The following is a 13,312-nucleotide window of genomic DNA, read 5'->3' on the forward strand; positions in this document are numbered from 1 at the left end:
CTTACACCTCGTCGGGTTGCAGCTGCCTGAGCTTGCCTTCGTGGAGTTCCAGCACGCGGTCCAGCCGTCGCGCCAGGCGGCGGTCGTGGGTCACCAGCACCAGGGCGGTGTGGTGCTCGCGGTTGAGTGCCAGCATCAGGTCGAACACCGTGCCGGCGGTCTTCTCGTCGAGGTTGCCGGTCGGCTCATCCCCGAGTACGCAGGCCGGCCGGTTCACGAGCGCGCGGGCGACTGCGGCGCGCTGGCGCTCGCCACCCGACAGCTCGCCGGGCTTGTGCCGCAGTCGATGGCCCAGGCCGACCGACTCGAGCAGTGCCTGTGCCCGCGTGGAGGCCTCCGGCACCGACGTGCCATTGAGCAACACCGGCAGCATCACGTTCTCCAGCGCGGTGAACTCGGGCAGCAGGTGGTGGAACTGGTAGACGAAGCCGAGCGCACCGTTGCGCAACGTGCCGCGCGCGGCATCCGACAGCGCGCTCATCTTCTGTCCGGCGACGAACACTTCGCCCGCCGACGGCATGTCCAGCCCGCCCAGCAGGTGCAGCAGCGTGCTCTTGCCCGCGCCGGACGCGCCCAGGATCGCCACCGTCTCGCCGGCATGGACCTCCAAGTCCAAGCCATCGAAGACCGGCGTGCGCAGGTCGCCCTCGGCGTAGGTCTTGCCCAGCCCGGCGGCCCGGATCACCTCGCCCGTGTGCTTGTGGGATGCCACTGCCGAAGCGTTCGTCGTCGACTCACTCATAACGCAGCGCCTCTGCCGGGGCCGTGCGGGCGGCGCGCCAAGCCGGGTACAGGGTCGCAATGAAGGCCATGGCCAGCGCCACCAGCGCGATCATGGTCACGTCGCCGGCCTGGAGGTCCGTCGGCAGGCCGGTGATGTAATAGACGTCGGCCGGCAGCAGCACCATGCCGAACAGCGACTCGATGCCCTGCAGGATGTGCTCGAGGTTGAGCGTCAAAACGATGCCGCCCACGACGCCCAGCACCGTGCCGATCACGCCGATGAGCGAGCCCTGCACCATGAACACCTGCATCACCGCACGCGGCGTCAGGCCCAGCGTGCGCAGGATGGCGATATCGGCCTGCTTGTCGGTCACCAGCATCACCTGCGAGCTGACCAGGTTGAAGGCGCCCATCGCGATGATCAGCGACAGCAGGATCGCCATGATGGTCTTCTCCATCTTCAGGGCGCGGAACATGTTGGCGTTCTCGCTGGTCCAGTCGCTCACCCGGTACGGGCCGCCCAGGTCGACCGCGAGATCGCGCGCCACCTCCCATGACTGGTCCATGTCGTGCAGGCGCAGGCGCACGCCTGTGACGCCATCGCCCATGCGCATGACGCGCTGCATGTCGTCCATGTGCACGAACGCCATGCCCTTGTCGAACTCGTTGTAGCCGACCTCGAACAGACCGCTGACGGTGAAGCGCTTGAGCTGCGGGACGGCGCCGACCGGCGTGCTGCGGAAGTCCGCCAGGGTCATCACCACGTCGTCGCCGACGCCCACGCCGAGCCACAGCGCCAGCTCGGTCCCGAGCAGGATGTTGAACTCGCCGGGCACCAACGAGGCCATCTCGCCGGCCTTCATCTTCTCGCCGAGCACGGAAACCTTGGACTCCTCTTCCGGAACGATGCCGCGCACGAACGCCGGTTGGTTCCGTGCGCCGTTGAGCAGGGCCTCCTTCTCGACATAGGGCGCAGCGCCGGCCACGCGCTTGTCGGCCAGCGCGCGCTCGACGGCCTGCGGCCAATCGTTGAGCGGCTCGCCATAGGCGCTGACGGTCGCGTGAGCCGCCATCTGCAGCATGCGGTCGCGGATCTCGCGCTGGAAGCCGCTCATCACCGCCAACGTGGTGATGAGCGCGGCCACGCCCAGGGCGATGCCGAGGATCGACGCCAGCGAGATGAAGGAGATGAAGCCGTTGCGTCGCTTGGCGCGCAGGTAGCGCAGACCGATGGCGACCGGGATGGGTTTGAACATGCGCAGACCAACCGGGCGAAGCGGCTATGGTGCCATCGAACCGGCACCGCGCGCAGTCCCGCGGGCCGGCGTGGCCAGCCGGAGTTCACGCCGTCGCGCGGCAGGCAGCGTGTCGGGCCACCAGACCAGGCTCGCCGGCCGGCGGGATTCGCGCCAGCGCACGAATAGCAATGGCCCGCGCCAGTCCACCCGGAGACCGGGCATCGGCTCGCCGTCGATGCGCCACAACCCAGCGTCCGAGGGCGCAACCAGCTGGCGTGAAGGCCGCGAGCGCTCGCGCAAGACCAGCCGCAAGCCGTACAGCGCTGCCAGCACCGCCATCGGAAGCGCCACGGGTCGGGGAAGATCGGATGCCAGGAGAGACAGGACCGCCCCTGCGGTCAGCGCGAGCAACGCTGCCGCCAGCCAAACCGAGGGCCGCCACTCAAGCCGGCATGGCGCGGATGTGTTGGACGAGGCGTGCGAGTTCGGCATCGGTCGGCGTGTCGTGCCCCATGAACCAGTGCCACAGCCTATCGTCTTCGGTTTCCAGCAGCCGTAGGAAAACAGCGCGTTCGGCCGCCGGCGCCTGCCGCCATTCGCGGTCGAGATAGCGCCCGAACATCTGGTCCAGCTCGCGCATGCCGCGCCGGCATCGCCAGCGCAGGCGGCGGAGTTCGGCCTCGTCGTCGGGCAGCGGCGCGTCCGCGCTCATCCCTTCAGCAGCCCCAGCGCGAGGTAGCCCCACAGCATCCACAGCACCAGCCCGCCCAACGCGTAGCTGATGAAGCGGTGCCAGACGCGGTTGTAGGTGCAGTGGATCGCACTGTGCGCGACACGCAGGGCGACGAAGAGCCAGGCCAGCACGTGCGTGGTGGGCGTGACCAGGTCGCTATGCGCGGCCACCAGGATCGCCACGTAGAACAGCACCGGCAATTCGAACAGGTTGCGGAAGTTGTCGGCGGCGCGGCTGTCGGTCAGCAGCGAGGCCGATTCGACCGACGTGGCCACGCGCTGCGGGTGGATGCGTTCGCGCTTCATCTGGCCGATGCGCATGAAGTACATGCGCCACCAGACGGCGAAGGTCAGCACCGCCATCGCCAGCACGGGCAGGAAGATCGACGTATCCGACATTGCGACGCCTCCTTGAAGCATCGCCGCCCGGAGGCGGCGATCGATTCCGTAGCAGCTGGCCCTTGCGTGCCCGGATCAGGCGCGACGCGCGAGCATCAGCTTCTTGATCTCGCCGATCGCCTGCGCCGGGTTCAGGCCCTTCGGGCAGGTCCGCGCGCAATTCATGATCGTGTGGCAGCGGTAGAGCTTGAACGGGTCTTCCAGGTCATCCAGGCGTGCGCCGGTGTCCTCGTCGCGGCTGTCGACGATCCAGCGATACGCCTGCAGCAGCACGGCCGGACCGAGGTAACGGTCGCCGTTCCACCAGTAGCTCGGGCAGCTGGTCGAGCAGCACGCGCACAGGATGCATTCGTACAGGCCGTCGAGCTTCTTGCGGTCGGCCGGTGACTGCAGGCGCTCGCGGTCGGACGGCGTCGGGCTCTGCGTGCGGAGCCACGGCTTGATCGACGCGTACTGGGCGTAGAAGTGGGTCAGGTCCGGGACAAGGTCCTTGACCACTTCCATGTGCGGCAGCGGGTAGATCGGCACCTCGCCGTCGCCGCCGCAGTCGGCAATGGCCTTGGTGCAGGCCAGCGTGTTGGTGCCGTCGATGTTCATCGCGCACGAACCGCAGATGCCCTCGCGGCACGAGCGGCGGAACGTCAACGTGGGGTCAATCTCGTTCTTGATCTTGATCAGCGCGTCCAGAACCATCGGGCCGCACGCGGCCAGGTCCACCTCGTACGTGTCGACGCGCGGGTTCAGCCCGTCATCCGGGTTCCAGCGATAGACCTTGAAGGTGCGCGGCTGCTTGGCGCCCGGCGTGTCGAAATGCCGGCCCTTCTGGATCTGCGAGTTCTTGGGGAGTGCGAATTCGGCCATGGCTTGCGTCCGGTCAGTACACGCGCTTCTTCGGCGGGATCACGTCCACATCGCTGGTCAGCGTGTGCATGTGCACCGGGCGGTAGTCGATGGTGGTCTGCCCGGCCGGGTCGACCCAGCACAGGGTGTGCTTGAGCCAGCCGGTGTCGTCACGCTCCGGGTAGTCCTCACGGGCATGCGCGCCGCGCGACTCGGTGCGGTTCTCGGCCGAGACGATCGTGGCCAGCGCCTGGTCGAGCAGGTTGGCCAGCTCGTAGGTTTCCACCAGGTCGGAGTTCCACACCAGCGAGCGGTCGCTGACCTTGACGTCTGCGAACGATGCGTGGATATCACGCATCTTCGCCACACCCTCGGCCAGCGTCTCGCCGGTGCGGAACACCGCGGCATCGGCCTGCATGGTGCGCTGCATCTTGTCGCGGATGACGGCGGTCGGCGTGCCGCCATTGGCATTGCGCAGTTTGTCGAGGCGTGAGAGCGATGCGTCCAGCGCGTCGCCGGCCAGCGTGGCCGCCTTGCCGTTGGGCGTGATGGTCTCGGCGCAGCGGTTGGCCACCGCGCGGCCGAACACCACCAGGTCGAGCAGCGAGTTCGAACCCAGGCGGTTGGCGCCGTGCACCGAAACGCACGCGGCCTCGCCGATGGCGTACAGGCCCGGCACGACCGCATCCGGGTCGCCGCCGCGCAGCTGCACCACTTCACCGTGGTAGTTGGTCGGGATGCCGCCCATGTTGTAGTGCACGGTGGGAATAACGGGGATCGGCTCCTTCTCCACGTCCACGTTGGCGAAGATGCGGGCCGACTCGGCGATGCCCGGCAGCTTCTCGTGGATGACCTCGGGCCCGAGGTGGGTCAGGTCGAGCAGGATGTGGTCCTTGTGCTCGCCCACGCCGCGGCCTTCGCGGATTTCCATGGTCATCGAACGGCTGACCATGTCGCGCGGCGCCAGGTCCTTCACGCTCGGGGCGTAGCGCTCCATGAAGCGCTCGCCGTTGGCGTTGCGCAGGATGCCGCCCTCGCCTCGCACGCCCTCGGTGATCAGGCAGCCGGCGCCGTAGATGCCGGTCGGGTGGAACTGCACGAACTCCATGTCCTGCAGCGCCAGGCCGGCGCGAAGAACCATACCACCACCGTCGCCGGTGCAGGTGTGGGCGGAGGTCGCGGAGAAGTACGCGCGGCCGTAGCCACCGGTGGCCAGCACCGTGCCCTGCGCCTTGAACAGATGCAGCTCGCCTGTGGACAGGTCCAGCGCAAGCACGCCGCGGCAGGCGCCGCTCGCGTCCATGATCAGGTCGAGCGCGAAGTACTCGATGAAGAACTGCGCGTCATGCGCCAGTGACTGCTGGTAGAGCGTATGCAGGATGGCATGGCCGGTGCGGTCGGCGGCGGCGCACGTGCGCTGCGCCGGCGGGCCTTCGCCGAAGCGGGTGGTCATGCCGCCGAACGGACGCTGGTAGATGCGGCCGTCGTCGGTGCGCGAGAACGGCACGCCCTGGTGCTCGAGCTCGATGATCGCCGGGATGGCCTCGCGGCACATGTACTCGATGGCGTCCTGGTCGCCCAGCCAGTCCGAGCCCTTTACGGTGTCGAAGAAGTGGTAACGCCAGTCGTCCTCACCCATGTTGGCCAGCGCCGCGGCGACACCGCCCTGGGCGGCCACCGTGTGCGAGCGGGTGGGGAACACCTTGGTGATGCAGGCGGTCTTCAGGCCCTTCTGTGCCAGGCCGAAGGTGGCGCGCAGACCGGCGCCGCCGGCACCCACGACGATCATGTCGAAGGTGTGTTCGTGGATCTTGTAAGCGGCACCCATGGATCAGGCTCCCAGCGCGATGCGGATGACGGCGAGCACGCTGGCGATGGCCGCGAGGACGCACACGAAAATGACGGTCAGCTGCGCGGTCGCGGCCAGCCACGGGGTATGGACGTAGTCCTCGATGATCACCTGCATGCCGAGCTTGGCGTGCCAGAACGCGGCGACGAGGAAGGCGATCAGCAGCAACGCGTTGGCCGGGTGCGCGACGGCTTCGCGCACCGCGCCGTAGCCGGAACCGGCCAGCCACGCGACGAAGCCGACGACGTACAGCGACAGGAACACCAGCGCGATGGCGGTGATGCGTTGCAGGATCCAGTGGTGCGTACCGTCCTTGGCCGAACCCAGGCCGCGGGCGGTCTTGAGGGGATGGCGCAGGCTCATGCGTCACCCCGCAGGAACATGGCGGCCAGCCAGATGATCGCCGTCAGCACGAGGCTGCCGATCACCGAGATCCAGCTGCTGGTGACGAACGACTCGATCCGGTAACCCAGCCCCGCGTCCTGCACGAGGTGGCGGATGCCGTTGATGAGATGGAACGCCATCGCCCAGCTCCAGCCGAACAGGATCAGGAAGCCCAGCGGCGAGCCGGCGAAGCCGGTGAAGTCACCCCAGGCCTCGGGGCCTGAAGCCAGCGCCAGCAGCGCCCAGACGATCAGCAGGCTGCCAACGGTGAGGATCACGCCGGTCGCCCGGTGCAGGATCGAGGTCACCATCTGGATCTGCCAGCGGTAGACCTGCAGATGGGGCGACAAAGGACGTGGGCGACTGGCCATGGGCGGCGGCGGTCTCGGCTGGGCGGCAGGGCCGCGTGGCGGATGGAACGGCGGTTACGACGTTGCGGATCGTTCGGGGCAAGGCATCAGAAGTCGATGCAGCGCCCGTTCTTCTCCCAGTCGCCATACCGCACGGGATCGGGCCCCTCGCGTCCGCCCCACTCCCTGGGCGGTGCCGCGTCGCGATCTTCCACGCGCTCGATACCGTCGCCCCCGGACGCCGGAACAGGCGTCTCGTCAGGGTCGGCCGGGGCGGTCGAAGTGGAGGATTCGCCTATCATCGGGGCGTTGAAGCTTAATTCCCGCCCCCATGCCTGACAACCCGCAACGCCCGTCGCCAAGCGACTTCCGGCTCGATGGCCACGCCGTACTGGCCCTTTCCGGACCCGATGCCATCGCCTTCGCGCAAGCCCAATTCATGAACGACGTCGCCTCGCTGGGCGTAATGGACTGGCACTGGAGCGGCTGGCTGACGCCCAAGGGACGCGTGATTGCCCTGTTCGCGCTGCTGCGGCGCGACGAGCAGACGCTCTGGCTGGTGCTGCCGGACGCAGATCCCGAAACGGTGCGTTCCGCGCTGTCGCGCTTCGTGTTCCGCAGCAAGGTGCGGATCGAGGTGCTGGATGACGTGGCGGCGACCGGATCCTTCATGGCGCCCACAGAAGCCGAGGGTGCACGGGCCGCACTGCTGGATGGCGGCTTCATCGAGATGGACATGCGCGGCTCTGGAGGTGAGCGAACGCTCCGCCTCGGGCCCGCAGATGCTGCGCCCAATGCCAGCGCGCAGATGGAGTGGCAGGCGGCCGACCTGCGACACGGGTTGCCGCGCCTGCCCCAATCGCAGGTCGAACAGTGGACGCCCCAGCAGCTTTCGCTCGACCGACTGGCGGCCTTCAGCGTGAAGAAGGGCTGCTACCCGGGACAGGAGATCGTCGCGCGTACGCACTTCCTGGGAAAGGTGAAGCGCGGACTGGCGCTGCTCGAGTCGGACGCACCGATGGACGTGGGCGCCGAGGTGCGTGGCGGTGACACTCCGCTGGGCACGGTCGCCGCGAGTGGCAGCCTCCCCTCCAATGGCTTCGTCGCGCTGGCGGTCCTGCCGCTGGAGCGGAGTGCGGCAGACCTGCACGTCGACGGACAGCCCGTGGGCGAAGGCGAGCTTCTCGCTGGTCTGGCCCGCCGCCCTACCCCGCCTTTGTAGGAGCGCCTTCAGCCGCGATCACGCGGCGAAACCGTGCCAGGGCTGCGGTCCATGCGATCGAATCGCGGCTGAAGCTCCTGCAGTTCAAAGGGATTGCGGGGAAAGCGGCTGCTGGAGGATCAGCCGGCGAGCCGGTCGGCCGCCGCGACGATGTCCTCTTCGCCGGGGATGACAAGGAACGCGGCTCCGGCGAGCGGCGTGTAGGTGTCGACGCCCACCACGCGCTGGAACGGCCGCGCCCCGAAGCCGCCCTCGGCGATCGCGGTGATCACGCCTTCGCCCACGCCGGCGCTGTGGCGCCCTTCATCGACGATGAGAACACGCTTGGCCGTCTTCGCCTGCGCAACGATGTAATCGGCGTTGAGCGGCACCAGCCAGCGCAGGTCCACCACCCTCGCCTTCCAGCCGTGCCGGTTTTCGATCTCGCGCGCGGCGCGCAGGCTCATCGGCACGCCGTTGCCGTAGGTGAAGATGACCAGGTCATCGCCGTTGCCACCGCTCTCGGGCAGGTAGACGCGCCCCTCGCCCAGCGTCATCGCCTCGTCGGGCGCGGGATAGGTCGTCAACCAGCGACCGTCGCCCGGCTCGTACAGGTCCTTGGTCATGTACAGCGCGATCGGCTCCAGGAACACGCTGACTCGTCCGTCGACCTTGGCCAGCGCGGTGAGCGTGCGCAGCATCGTGGCGGCGTCGTCGCCGCGCGACGGGCAACCCACCACCAGCCCGGGGATATCGCGAAGCGCGGTGATCGAGTTGTCGTTGTGGAAGTGTCCGCCGAAACCGCGCTGATAGCCCAGGCCGGCGATGCGCACCACCATCGGATTGGCGTACTGGTTGTTGCTGAAGAACTGCAAGCTGGCCGCCTCGCCGCGGATCTGGTCGCAGGCGTTGTGGAAATACGCCAGGTACTGGATCTCGGGGATGGGAAGCAGGCCGAGGTTGGCGAAGCCCTGTGCCATGCCCAGGATCATCGTCTCGTCCAGCAGCGTGTTGAACACGCGCCGGCGGCCAAACGCCTTCTGCAGGCCCTTGGTGACGGTATAGACGCCGCCCTTCTGGGCAACGTCCTCGCCGAACAGCAGGGTTTCGGGGTACTTCGCGAACAGGTCGTGCAGCGCGTTGTTGATCTGGATGGCCAGGTGCCTGGGCGGTTGCCGCTCGGGCAGCTTGGCCTCGCCACCGAACGCCTCGATGCGCCGGCCCTCGTAGTCCACCCGCGTGGCCTCGGCGCGCACGGCCTGCGGCGTGTACGGCGCCAGCGGCGCGATCACGTGCTCCAGCGTCTCGATCTTCGGCCGCCGGTCAGCCTCGCCCGCCGCGGCAAAACACCGCTCGCGCGTAGATTCGTACAGCGCGAGCACCTTGTCGGCCGACATCAGGCCCGACTCCATGGCGATGGCCGCCGAACGCAGCAGCGGGTCGGTCGCCTCGACGGCGCACAACTCCTCGATCGAGCGCCATTCGATTTCAAAGTCGGTGCCGGCGTGGCCCATGATCCGCGTCGTGCGCAGGTGCAGGAACGTCGGCCGGCGCGTGCGGCGGCAGTGCTCGATTGCACGCTGCACGTCGCCGTAGCCGCCTGCCAGGTCCAGGCCGTCGGCGTAGAAATAATCCAGGTCCGGACGGTTGGCGAAATTGCGGGCGATCCAGCCTCTGGGCGTCTTGACCGAGATGCCGATGCCGTTGTCCTCGCACACGAACAGCACCGGTGCGGGCAGCTTCTGGTAGGCCGACCACGCCGCGGCATTGAACGCGGTCTGCGCGGTGGCATGGTTGCTGGACGCATCGCCGAACGAGCAGATGGCGATGCTGTCGCCGGGGATCGGCAGCGGGTGGCCGAGGCGGCGCGCGGTCTCGATGGCCATCGCGGTGCCGAGCGCCTTGGGCAGGTGGGACGCGATGGTCGAGGTCTGCGGCAGCACCCACAACGGCTTGCTGCCCCACACCTTGTGCCGGCCGCCGCTGGCCGGATCTTCGGCGCTGGCGGCAAAGCTCAGCGCCGAATCCATGATCGGATCCATGCCCGGCAGTTTGCGGAAGCGCTCGGCCATGAAGCCGCCGCTGCGGTAATGCAGGAACGCCGGATCGGTATGCCGCGTCAGTCGCGCGACCATCGCGTTGCCTTCGTGGCCGGAGCTGCCGATGGTGTAGAAGACCTTGTTCTGCACGCGCAGCACGCGCGCCATCAGGTCCAGGTGGCGGCTGATCAACTGCGATTCGAACACTTCGCGGAAGCCCGCGGCATCCAGCGCGCTACCCTCGAGCACCGCCTCGTCCGGCGCGGGCGCCGCATCCCGCCGGCCATCCCAACCGCGGACGAACTCGGTGAAGTTGACGTCGCAGATCTCGGCACGGTTGAGGCCGCGCATGCGGGCCGGGATCGGGGTCGGAATCGAAGCGGTCATGCAGGTCTCCGCCCCGTGGCCGGCCACGGGGTCGACGGAAGTGTGGGGTCAGGAAACGGCGGCGGACGATCGGCGGGCCTGCCACTGGGCGCGTGTCTGCCCCCAGAGATCGGCATCGACGGTGTCCAGAGGGGGCGGCAATGTCACCGGCCCGCGATTGATCGAGCCCAGGCGGCGTGCCACCGACTGCGACCCGGCATTGGTCCGGGCGATGGTGTGCACGACCTCACGCCACCCCAGCACGTCGAAGGCGAAGTCCATCGCGGCCGTGCAGGCCTCGGTCGCGTACCCCTTGCCCCAGGCGTCGGGATGCAGCGAATAGCCGACTTCCGTGCCCGGCCAGCCATCGGGTTGCCACGGCCCCGCCAAGCCGACCCATTGGCCGGTGGTCTTCTCGATTAACGAGAACATGGCAAAGCCCTGCAGCATCCACGCACCGGGCATCTGCAGGAACCGCCGCCACGCGTCCCCGCGCACCAGCGGGCCGCCGATGGAACGCAGCTCGTCGCGCGCGAACATGTCGGCGTACCGTTCGAAGTCCTCGACGCGCGGCACCCGCAGCACTAGGCGCTCGGTCTCCAGACGGATGGCCGCCAGCCCGTCGGGCACCCGTCCTTCGAATGGCACGGTGCCCACGCGACCCTCGCCGGTGTCCATGGTCAGAACGCGTTGATGCCGGTCAGCTCGCGGCCGACCACCAGCTGGTGCACGGTCTCGGTGCCCTCGTAGGTGATCACCGACTCCAGGTTGAGCGCATGGCGGATGGCCGCGTGCTCGGTGGTGATGCCGGCACCGCCCAGCAGGTCGCGGCAGTCGCGCGCAATGTCGATCGCCATGCGGCAGTTGTTCCACTTGGCCAGCGACACCTGGGTCGGCGCCATCTTGCCGGCGTCCTTCAGGCGCCCCAGCTGCAGCGACAGCAACTGCGCGCTGGTGATGCGGCGCGCCATGTCGGCCAGGCGCAGCTGGGCGGCCTGGTTGGCGGCCAGCGGGCGGTCGAACAGGATGCGCTCCTTGCTGTAGTTCAGCGCCTCGTCCAGGCACGCGATGGCAGCGCCGATCGGGCCCCAGGTGATGCCGTAGCGGGCCTGCGTCAGGCAGCCCAGCGGACCCTTCAGGCCCTTCACGTTGGGCAGCCGGTTGGCCTCCGGCACGCGCACGTTGTCGAAGAACAGCGAACTCGTCACCGACGCGCGCAGGCTCATCTTGTGCTTGATTTCCTGGGCAGCGAAGCCGGTCATGCCCTTCTCGACCACGAAGCCCTGGATGCCGTCGTCGGTCTGCGCCCAGACGATGGCGATGTCGGCCAGGTTGCCGTTGGTGATCCACATCTTGGCGCCGTTGATGACCCAGTCGCCGCCGTCCTTTTTTGCGACGGTCTTCATGTTGGCCGGGTCGGAACCGCCGTGCGGCTCGGTCAGGCCGAAGCAGCCGATGACCTTGCCCGCGGCCATGTCGGGCAGCCAGCGCTTCTTCTGCTCCTCGGTGCCGTACGCGAAGATCGGGTACATGCACAGCGAGGACTGGACCGACACGAAGCTGCGGATGCCGCTGTCGCCGCGCTCCAGCTCCTGGCAGATCAGGCCGTAGGAGACCGAGTTCAGGCCGCCACCGCCGTACTCCTCCGGCAGGGTCGAACCCAGCAGGCCCAGTTCGGCGATCTCGCCGACCAACTCCTTGGGGAACCGACCCTCGTCGAACGCGTCGCCGATGATCGGCAACACCCGCTCGTCGGTGAAGCGGGCCACGGTGTCCTGCACCGCGCGCTCCTCCTCGCTGAGCAGGGAGCGGACGTCGTAGAGGTCGTACGGGTGCAGGGCCATGGCGGACTCGGACAGGTCAAAGATCGCCATTGTATCGGGGCGCCGGAAGCCGCGGCACCCCGCCGGAACACGTGAAAACGGTTGTAGCCCAAATGAAAAGAGGGGCCGGAAAACCGGCCCCTCCTGTTTCGAACTTGCGATCGGCCGCGATTAGCCGCGATCGTTCTCGGTCACCAGCGCAGTGCGCGTGACCACCTGGCCGTCGATCACCGGCAGGCGATCGCCCGGCTCGTCGTCCATACGGATGGTCTGCTGCTGGCTGCCGTAGCGGTAGGTCACGTCGTAACCCACGACCTGGTCCTCGCTGCCCAGCGAGATGCGGCTGCCGGGCTTGCTGCCAGTCCGCATGGTGCCGGTGGTGCCGTCCGGGTTGCGGTAGGTCACATTGTAACCGACCACGCGCGAGGACTGCGAGGTGTCGGAAACCGTGCGGCACTGGCGGTCGACACGCTCGACGACGCGGCCACCGACGTGCCGGCGGTCGACGCGGTTGCCCACGTAGCCGCCCCCCACGGCACCGGCAACGGTCGCCAGCTTCTTGCCGTTGCCGCCGCCCACCTGGTTGCCCACGAGGCCACCGATGAGCGCGCCGGCCACCGTGCCACCGACGTTGCCGTCGCGCTCGGGCAGGCGCTCCTGCACCACGACGTCCTCACAGACTTCGCGCGGGCTGGAAACGGTGCTGGTTTCGCTGATGGGGTCGGTGCCGATCACGGTCGCGTACAGCGCCTGTTTCTCGCTGACCGGCTTCACGTTGACGACGTCTGCGTACTCGATGCCGTCGATGGCACCGTCTTCAACGAGGTCGGCATCAAGGCCAAGGGCGGCGGCATCGGAAGCGGTCGCGATGTCGACACGGTCGTCATCGGCAAAGCTGTTGTATGCGGCGACGGCGACGCCGCCGACCAGCAGGGACGCCAATGCGACTGCGAGCATATTCTTGTTCATTACTGCCCTCCTGAAGCGGGGTCTGGTGCCCGCACTGGGTGTGGGCGGCATTGCACCACTGCGGACCTGAACGCCTCCCGATTTTTTAACGTCAGCCTGTCGTTTCCGTGAACCCCGCCACAGGACGCGTGCTAGCTTCAGTCCGCGCCGCATCCCAGGTAACCCTGCATGCCCAACCCCGTCCTGCTGCCCGTACTGAACTGGGCCCGCAAGCTGCGCTATCCCACCCTGTTCAAGCTGACCGCGGCGCTGTTCGCGATCAGCCTGCTGGTCCCCGACCCGTTTCCCTTCGTCGATGAAATCCTGTTCGGCCTGGGCACATTGCTGCTGGCGAACTGGAAGAACCGCAAGGCACCTGTCGAACAGGACCGGCATACCTCCAGGTGACGTGCGGGCCCG

General features: G+C 68.0%; 15 protein-coding genes. 2 read left to right on the top strand and 13 right to left on the bottom strand.

Annotated elements, in window-relative coordinates; genetic code table 11:
* Position 1: 1 nt before the first annotated feature.
* The 9 genes from lolD to K6753_RS06880 all read right to left on the bottom strand — a co-directional run bounded on the left by lolD (position 2) and on the right by K6753_RS06880 (position 6,817).
* The gene (gene lolD, locus K6753_RS06840) at positions 2-685 is read right to left on the bottom strand and encodes a lipoprotein-releasing ABC transporter ATP-binding protein LolD (RefSeq protein WP_484549422.1); all 684 of its coding nucleotides are present in this window, start codon (positions 683-685) and stop codon (positions 2-4) included.
* 49 nt (positions 686-734) lie between these two features.
* Positions 735-1,979 carry a lipoprotein-releasing ABC transporter permease subunit gene (locus tag K6753_RS06845; protein WP_223675595.1) on the bottom strand — a complete coding sequence of 415 codons (1,245 nt, stop codon included), beginning with the start codon at positions 1,977-1,979 and terminating at the stop codon, positions 735-737.
* 424 nt (positions 1,980-2,403) lie between these two features.
* Positions 2,404-2,673 carry an FAD assembly factor SdhE gene (locus tag K6753_RS06850; protein WP_223675596.1) on the bottom strand — a complete coding sequence of 90 codons (270 nt, stop codon included), beginning with the start codon at positions 2,671-2,673 and terminating at the stop codon, positions 2,404-2,406.
* Positions 2,670-3,092, bottom strand: a complete 423-nt coding sequence (locus tag K6753_RS06855) for an MAPEG family protein (RefSeq protein ID WP_223675597.1) — start codon at positions 3,090-3,092, stop codon at positions 2,670-2,672. Before K6753_RS06855 ends, K6753_RS06850 begins: the two co-directional genes overlap by 4 nt.
* A gap of 75 nt (positions 3,093-3,167) precedes the next feature.
* Complete coding sequence (locus K6753_RS06860) at positions 3,168-3,953, bottom strand: succinate dehydrogenase iron-sulfur subunit (RefSeq protein ID WP_223675598.1); 786 nt, start codon at positions 3,951-3,953, stop codon at positions 3,168-3,170.
* 13 nt (positions 3,954-3,966) lie between these two features.
* Positions 3,967-5,760 carry a succinate dehydrogenase flavoprotein subunit gene (gene sdhA / locus K6753_RS06865; protein WP_223675599.1) on the bottom strand — a complete coding sequence of 598 codons (1,794 nt, stop codon included), beginning with the start codon at positions 5,758-5,760 and terminating at the stop codon, positions 3,967-3,969.
* A gap of 3 nt (positions 5,761-5,763) precedes the next feature.
* Complete coding sequence (sdhD, locus tag K6753_RS06870) at positions 5,764-6,144, bottom strand: succinate dehydrogenase, hydrophobic membrane anchor protein (RefSeq protein ID WP_223675600.1); 381 nt, start codon at positions 6,142-6,144, stop codon at positions 5,764-5,766.
* Entirely contained in the window at positions 6,141-6,536 is a 396-nt protein-coding gene (gene sdhC, locus K6753_RS06875; protein ID WP_223675602.1) for a succinate dehydrogenase, cytochrome b556 subunit, read from the bottom strand. The genes sdhD and sdhC overlap by 4 nt, the downstream gene beginning before the upstream one ends.
* Positions 6,537-6,622: 86 nt before the next feature.
* A complete protein-coding gene (locus K6753_RS06880) occupies positions 6,623-6,817 on the bottom strand; it encodes a DUF1674 domain-containing protein (RefSeq protein ID WP_223675603.1) in 195 nt (64 codons plus the stop codon).
* A 29-nt stretch (positions 6,818-6,846) separates the two neighbouring features.
* On the opposite strand from K6753_RS06880, the gene ygfZ reads away from it, so the two are divergent.
* Positions 6,847-7,737, top strand: a complete 891-nt coding sequence (ygfZ, locus tag K6753_RS06885; protein WP_425492074.1) for a CAF17-like 4Fe-4S cluster assembly/insertion protein YgfZ — start codon at positions 6,847-6,849, stop codon at positions 7,735-7,737.
* Between the two features lie 119 nt (positions 7,738-7,856).
* Here the strand turns inward: ygfZ and K6753_RS06890 are convergent, their stop codons facing one another.
* The 4 genes from K6753_RS06890 to K6753_RS06905 form a co-directional block, all read right to left on the bottom strand.
* Complete coding sequence (locus K6753_RS06890; RefSeq protein ID WP_223675607.1) at positions 7,857-10,142, bottom strand: thiamine pyrophosphate-dependent enzyme; 2,286 nt, start codon at positions 10,140-10,142, stop codon at positions 7,857-7,859.
* A gap of 48 nt (positions 10,143-10,190) precedes the next feature.
* Positions 10,191-10,799, bottom strand: coding sequence for a GNAT family N-acetyltransferase (locus K6753_RS06895; RefSeq protein WP_223675609.1), 609 nt, complete (start codon positions 10,797-10,799; stop codon positions 10,191-10,193).
* Positions 10,800-10,801: 2 nt separating this feature from the next.
* Positions 10,802-11,965, bottom strand: a complete 1,164-nt coding sequence (locus tag K6753_RS06900) for an acyl-CoA dehydrogenase family protein (protein ID WP_223675611.1) — start codon at positions 11,963-11,965, stop codon at positions 10,802-10,804.
* A 150-nt stretch (positions 11,966-12,115) separates the two neighbouring features.
* Entirely contained in the window at positions 12,116-12,913 is a 798-nt protein-coding gene (locus K6753_RS06905; RefSeq protein ID WP_223675613.1) for a glycine zipper 2TM domain-containing protein, read from the bottom strand.
* 168 nt (positions 12,914-13,081) lie between these two features.
* Here K6753_RS06905 and K6753_RS06910 point away from each other — a divergent pair, with 168 nt between their 5' ends.
* Positions 13,082-13,300 (top strand): DUF6116 family protein, encoded by a 219-nt coding sequence (locus K6753_RS06910; RefSeq protein ID WP_223675614.1) that lies wholly within the window; start codon positions 13,082-13,084, stop codon positions 13,298-13,300.
* Positions 13,301-13,312: the final 12 nt, after the last annotated feature.

Origin of the sequence: Novilysobacter selenitireducens, from assembly GCF_020026895.1 — a bacterium.
GTDB classification, from domain to species: domain Bacteria; phylum Pseudomonadota; class Gammaproteobacteria; order Xanthomonadales; family Xanthomonadaceae; genus Lysobacter_C; species Lysobacter_C selenitireducens.

What these genes read in the sequence shown, in the direction of transcription:
- K6753_RS06845 (WP_223675595.1), bottom strand. Translation starts at nt 1,979, where the DNA reads ATGTTCAAACCCATCCCGGTCGCCATCGGTCTGCGCTACCTGCGCGCC.
- K6753_RS06850 (WP_223675596.1), bottom strand. Translation starts at nt 2,673, where the DNA reads ATGAGCGCGGACGCGCCGCTGCCCGACGACGAGGCCGAACTCCGCCGC.
- K6753_RS06855 (WP_223675597.1), bottom strand. Translation starts at nt 3,092, where the DNA reads ATGTCGGATACGTCGATCTTCCTGCCCGTGCTGGCGATGGCGGTGCTG.
- K6753_RS06860 (WP_223675598.1), bottom strand. Translation starts at nt 3,953, where the DNA reads ATGGCCGAATTCGCACTCCCCAAGAACTCGCAGATCCAGAAGGGCCGG.
- sdhA (WP_223675599.1), bottom strand. Translation starts at nt 5,760, where the DNA reads ATGGGTGCCGCTTACAAGATCCACGAACACACCTTCGACATGATCGTC.
- sdhD (WP_223675600.1), bottom strand. Translation starts at nt 6,144, where the DNA reads ATGAGCCTGCGCCATCCCCTCAAGACCGCCCGCGGCCTGGGTTCGGCC.
- sdhC (WP_223675602.1), bottom strand. Translation starts at nt 6,536, where the DNA reads ATGGCCAGTCGCCCACGTCCTTTGTCGCCCCATCTGCAGGTCTACCGC.
- K6753_RS06880 (WP_223675603.1), bottom strand. Translation starts at nt 6,817, where the DNA reads ATGATAGGCGAATCCTCCACTTCGACCGCCCCGGCCGACCCTGACGAG.
- ygfZ (WP_425492074.1), top strand. Translation starts at nt 6,847, where the DNA reads ATGCCTGACAACCCGCAACGCCCGTCGCCAAGCGACTTCCGGCTCGAT.
- K6753_RS06890 (WP_223675607.1), bottom strand. Translation starts at nt 10,142, where the DNA reads ATGACCGCTTCGATTCCGACCCCGATCCCGGCCCGCATGCGCGGCCTC.
- K6753_RS06895 (WP_223675609.1), bottom strand. Translation starts at nt 10,799, where the DNA reads ATGGACACCGGCGAGGGTCGCGTGGGCACCGTGCCATTCGAAGGACGG.
- K6753_RS06900 (WP_223675611.1), bottom strand. Translation starts at nt 11,965, where the DNA reads ATGGCCCTGCACCCGTACGACCTCTACGACGTCCGCTCCCTGCTCAGC.
- K6753_RS06905 (WP_223675613.1), bottom strand. Translation starts at nt 12,913, where the DNA reads ATGAACAAGAATATGCTCGCAGTCGCATTGGCGTCCCTGCTGGTCGGC.
- K6753_RS06910 (WP_223675614.1), top strand. Translation starts at nt 13,082, where the DNA reads ATGCCCAACCCCGTCCTGCTGCCCGTACTGAACTGGGCCCGCAAGCTG.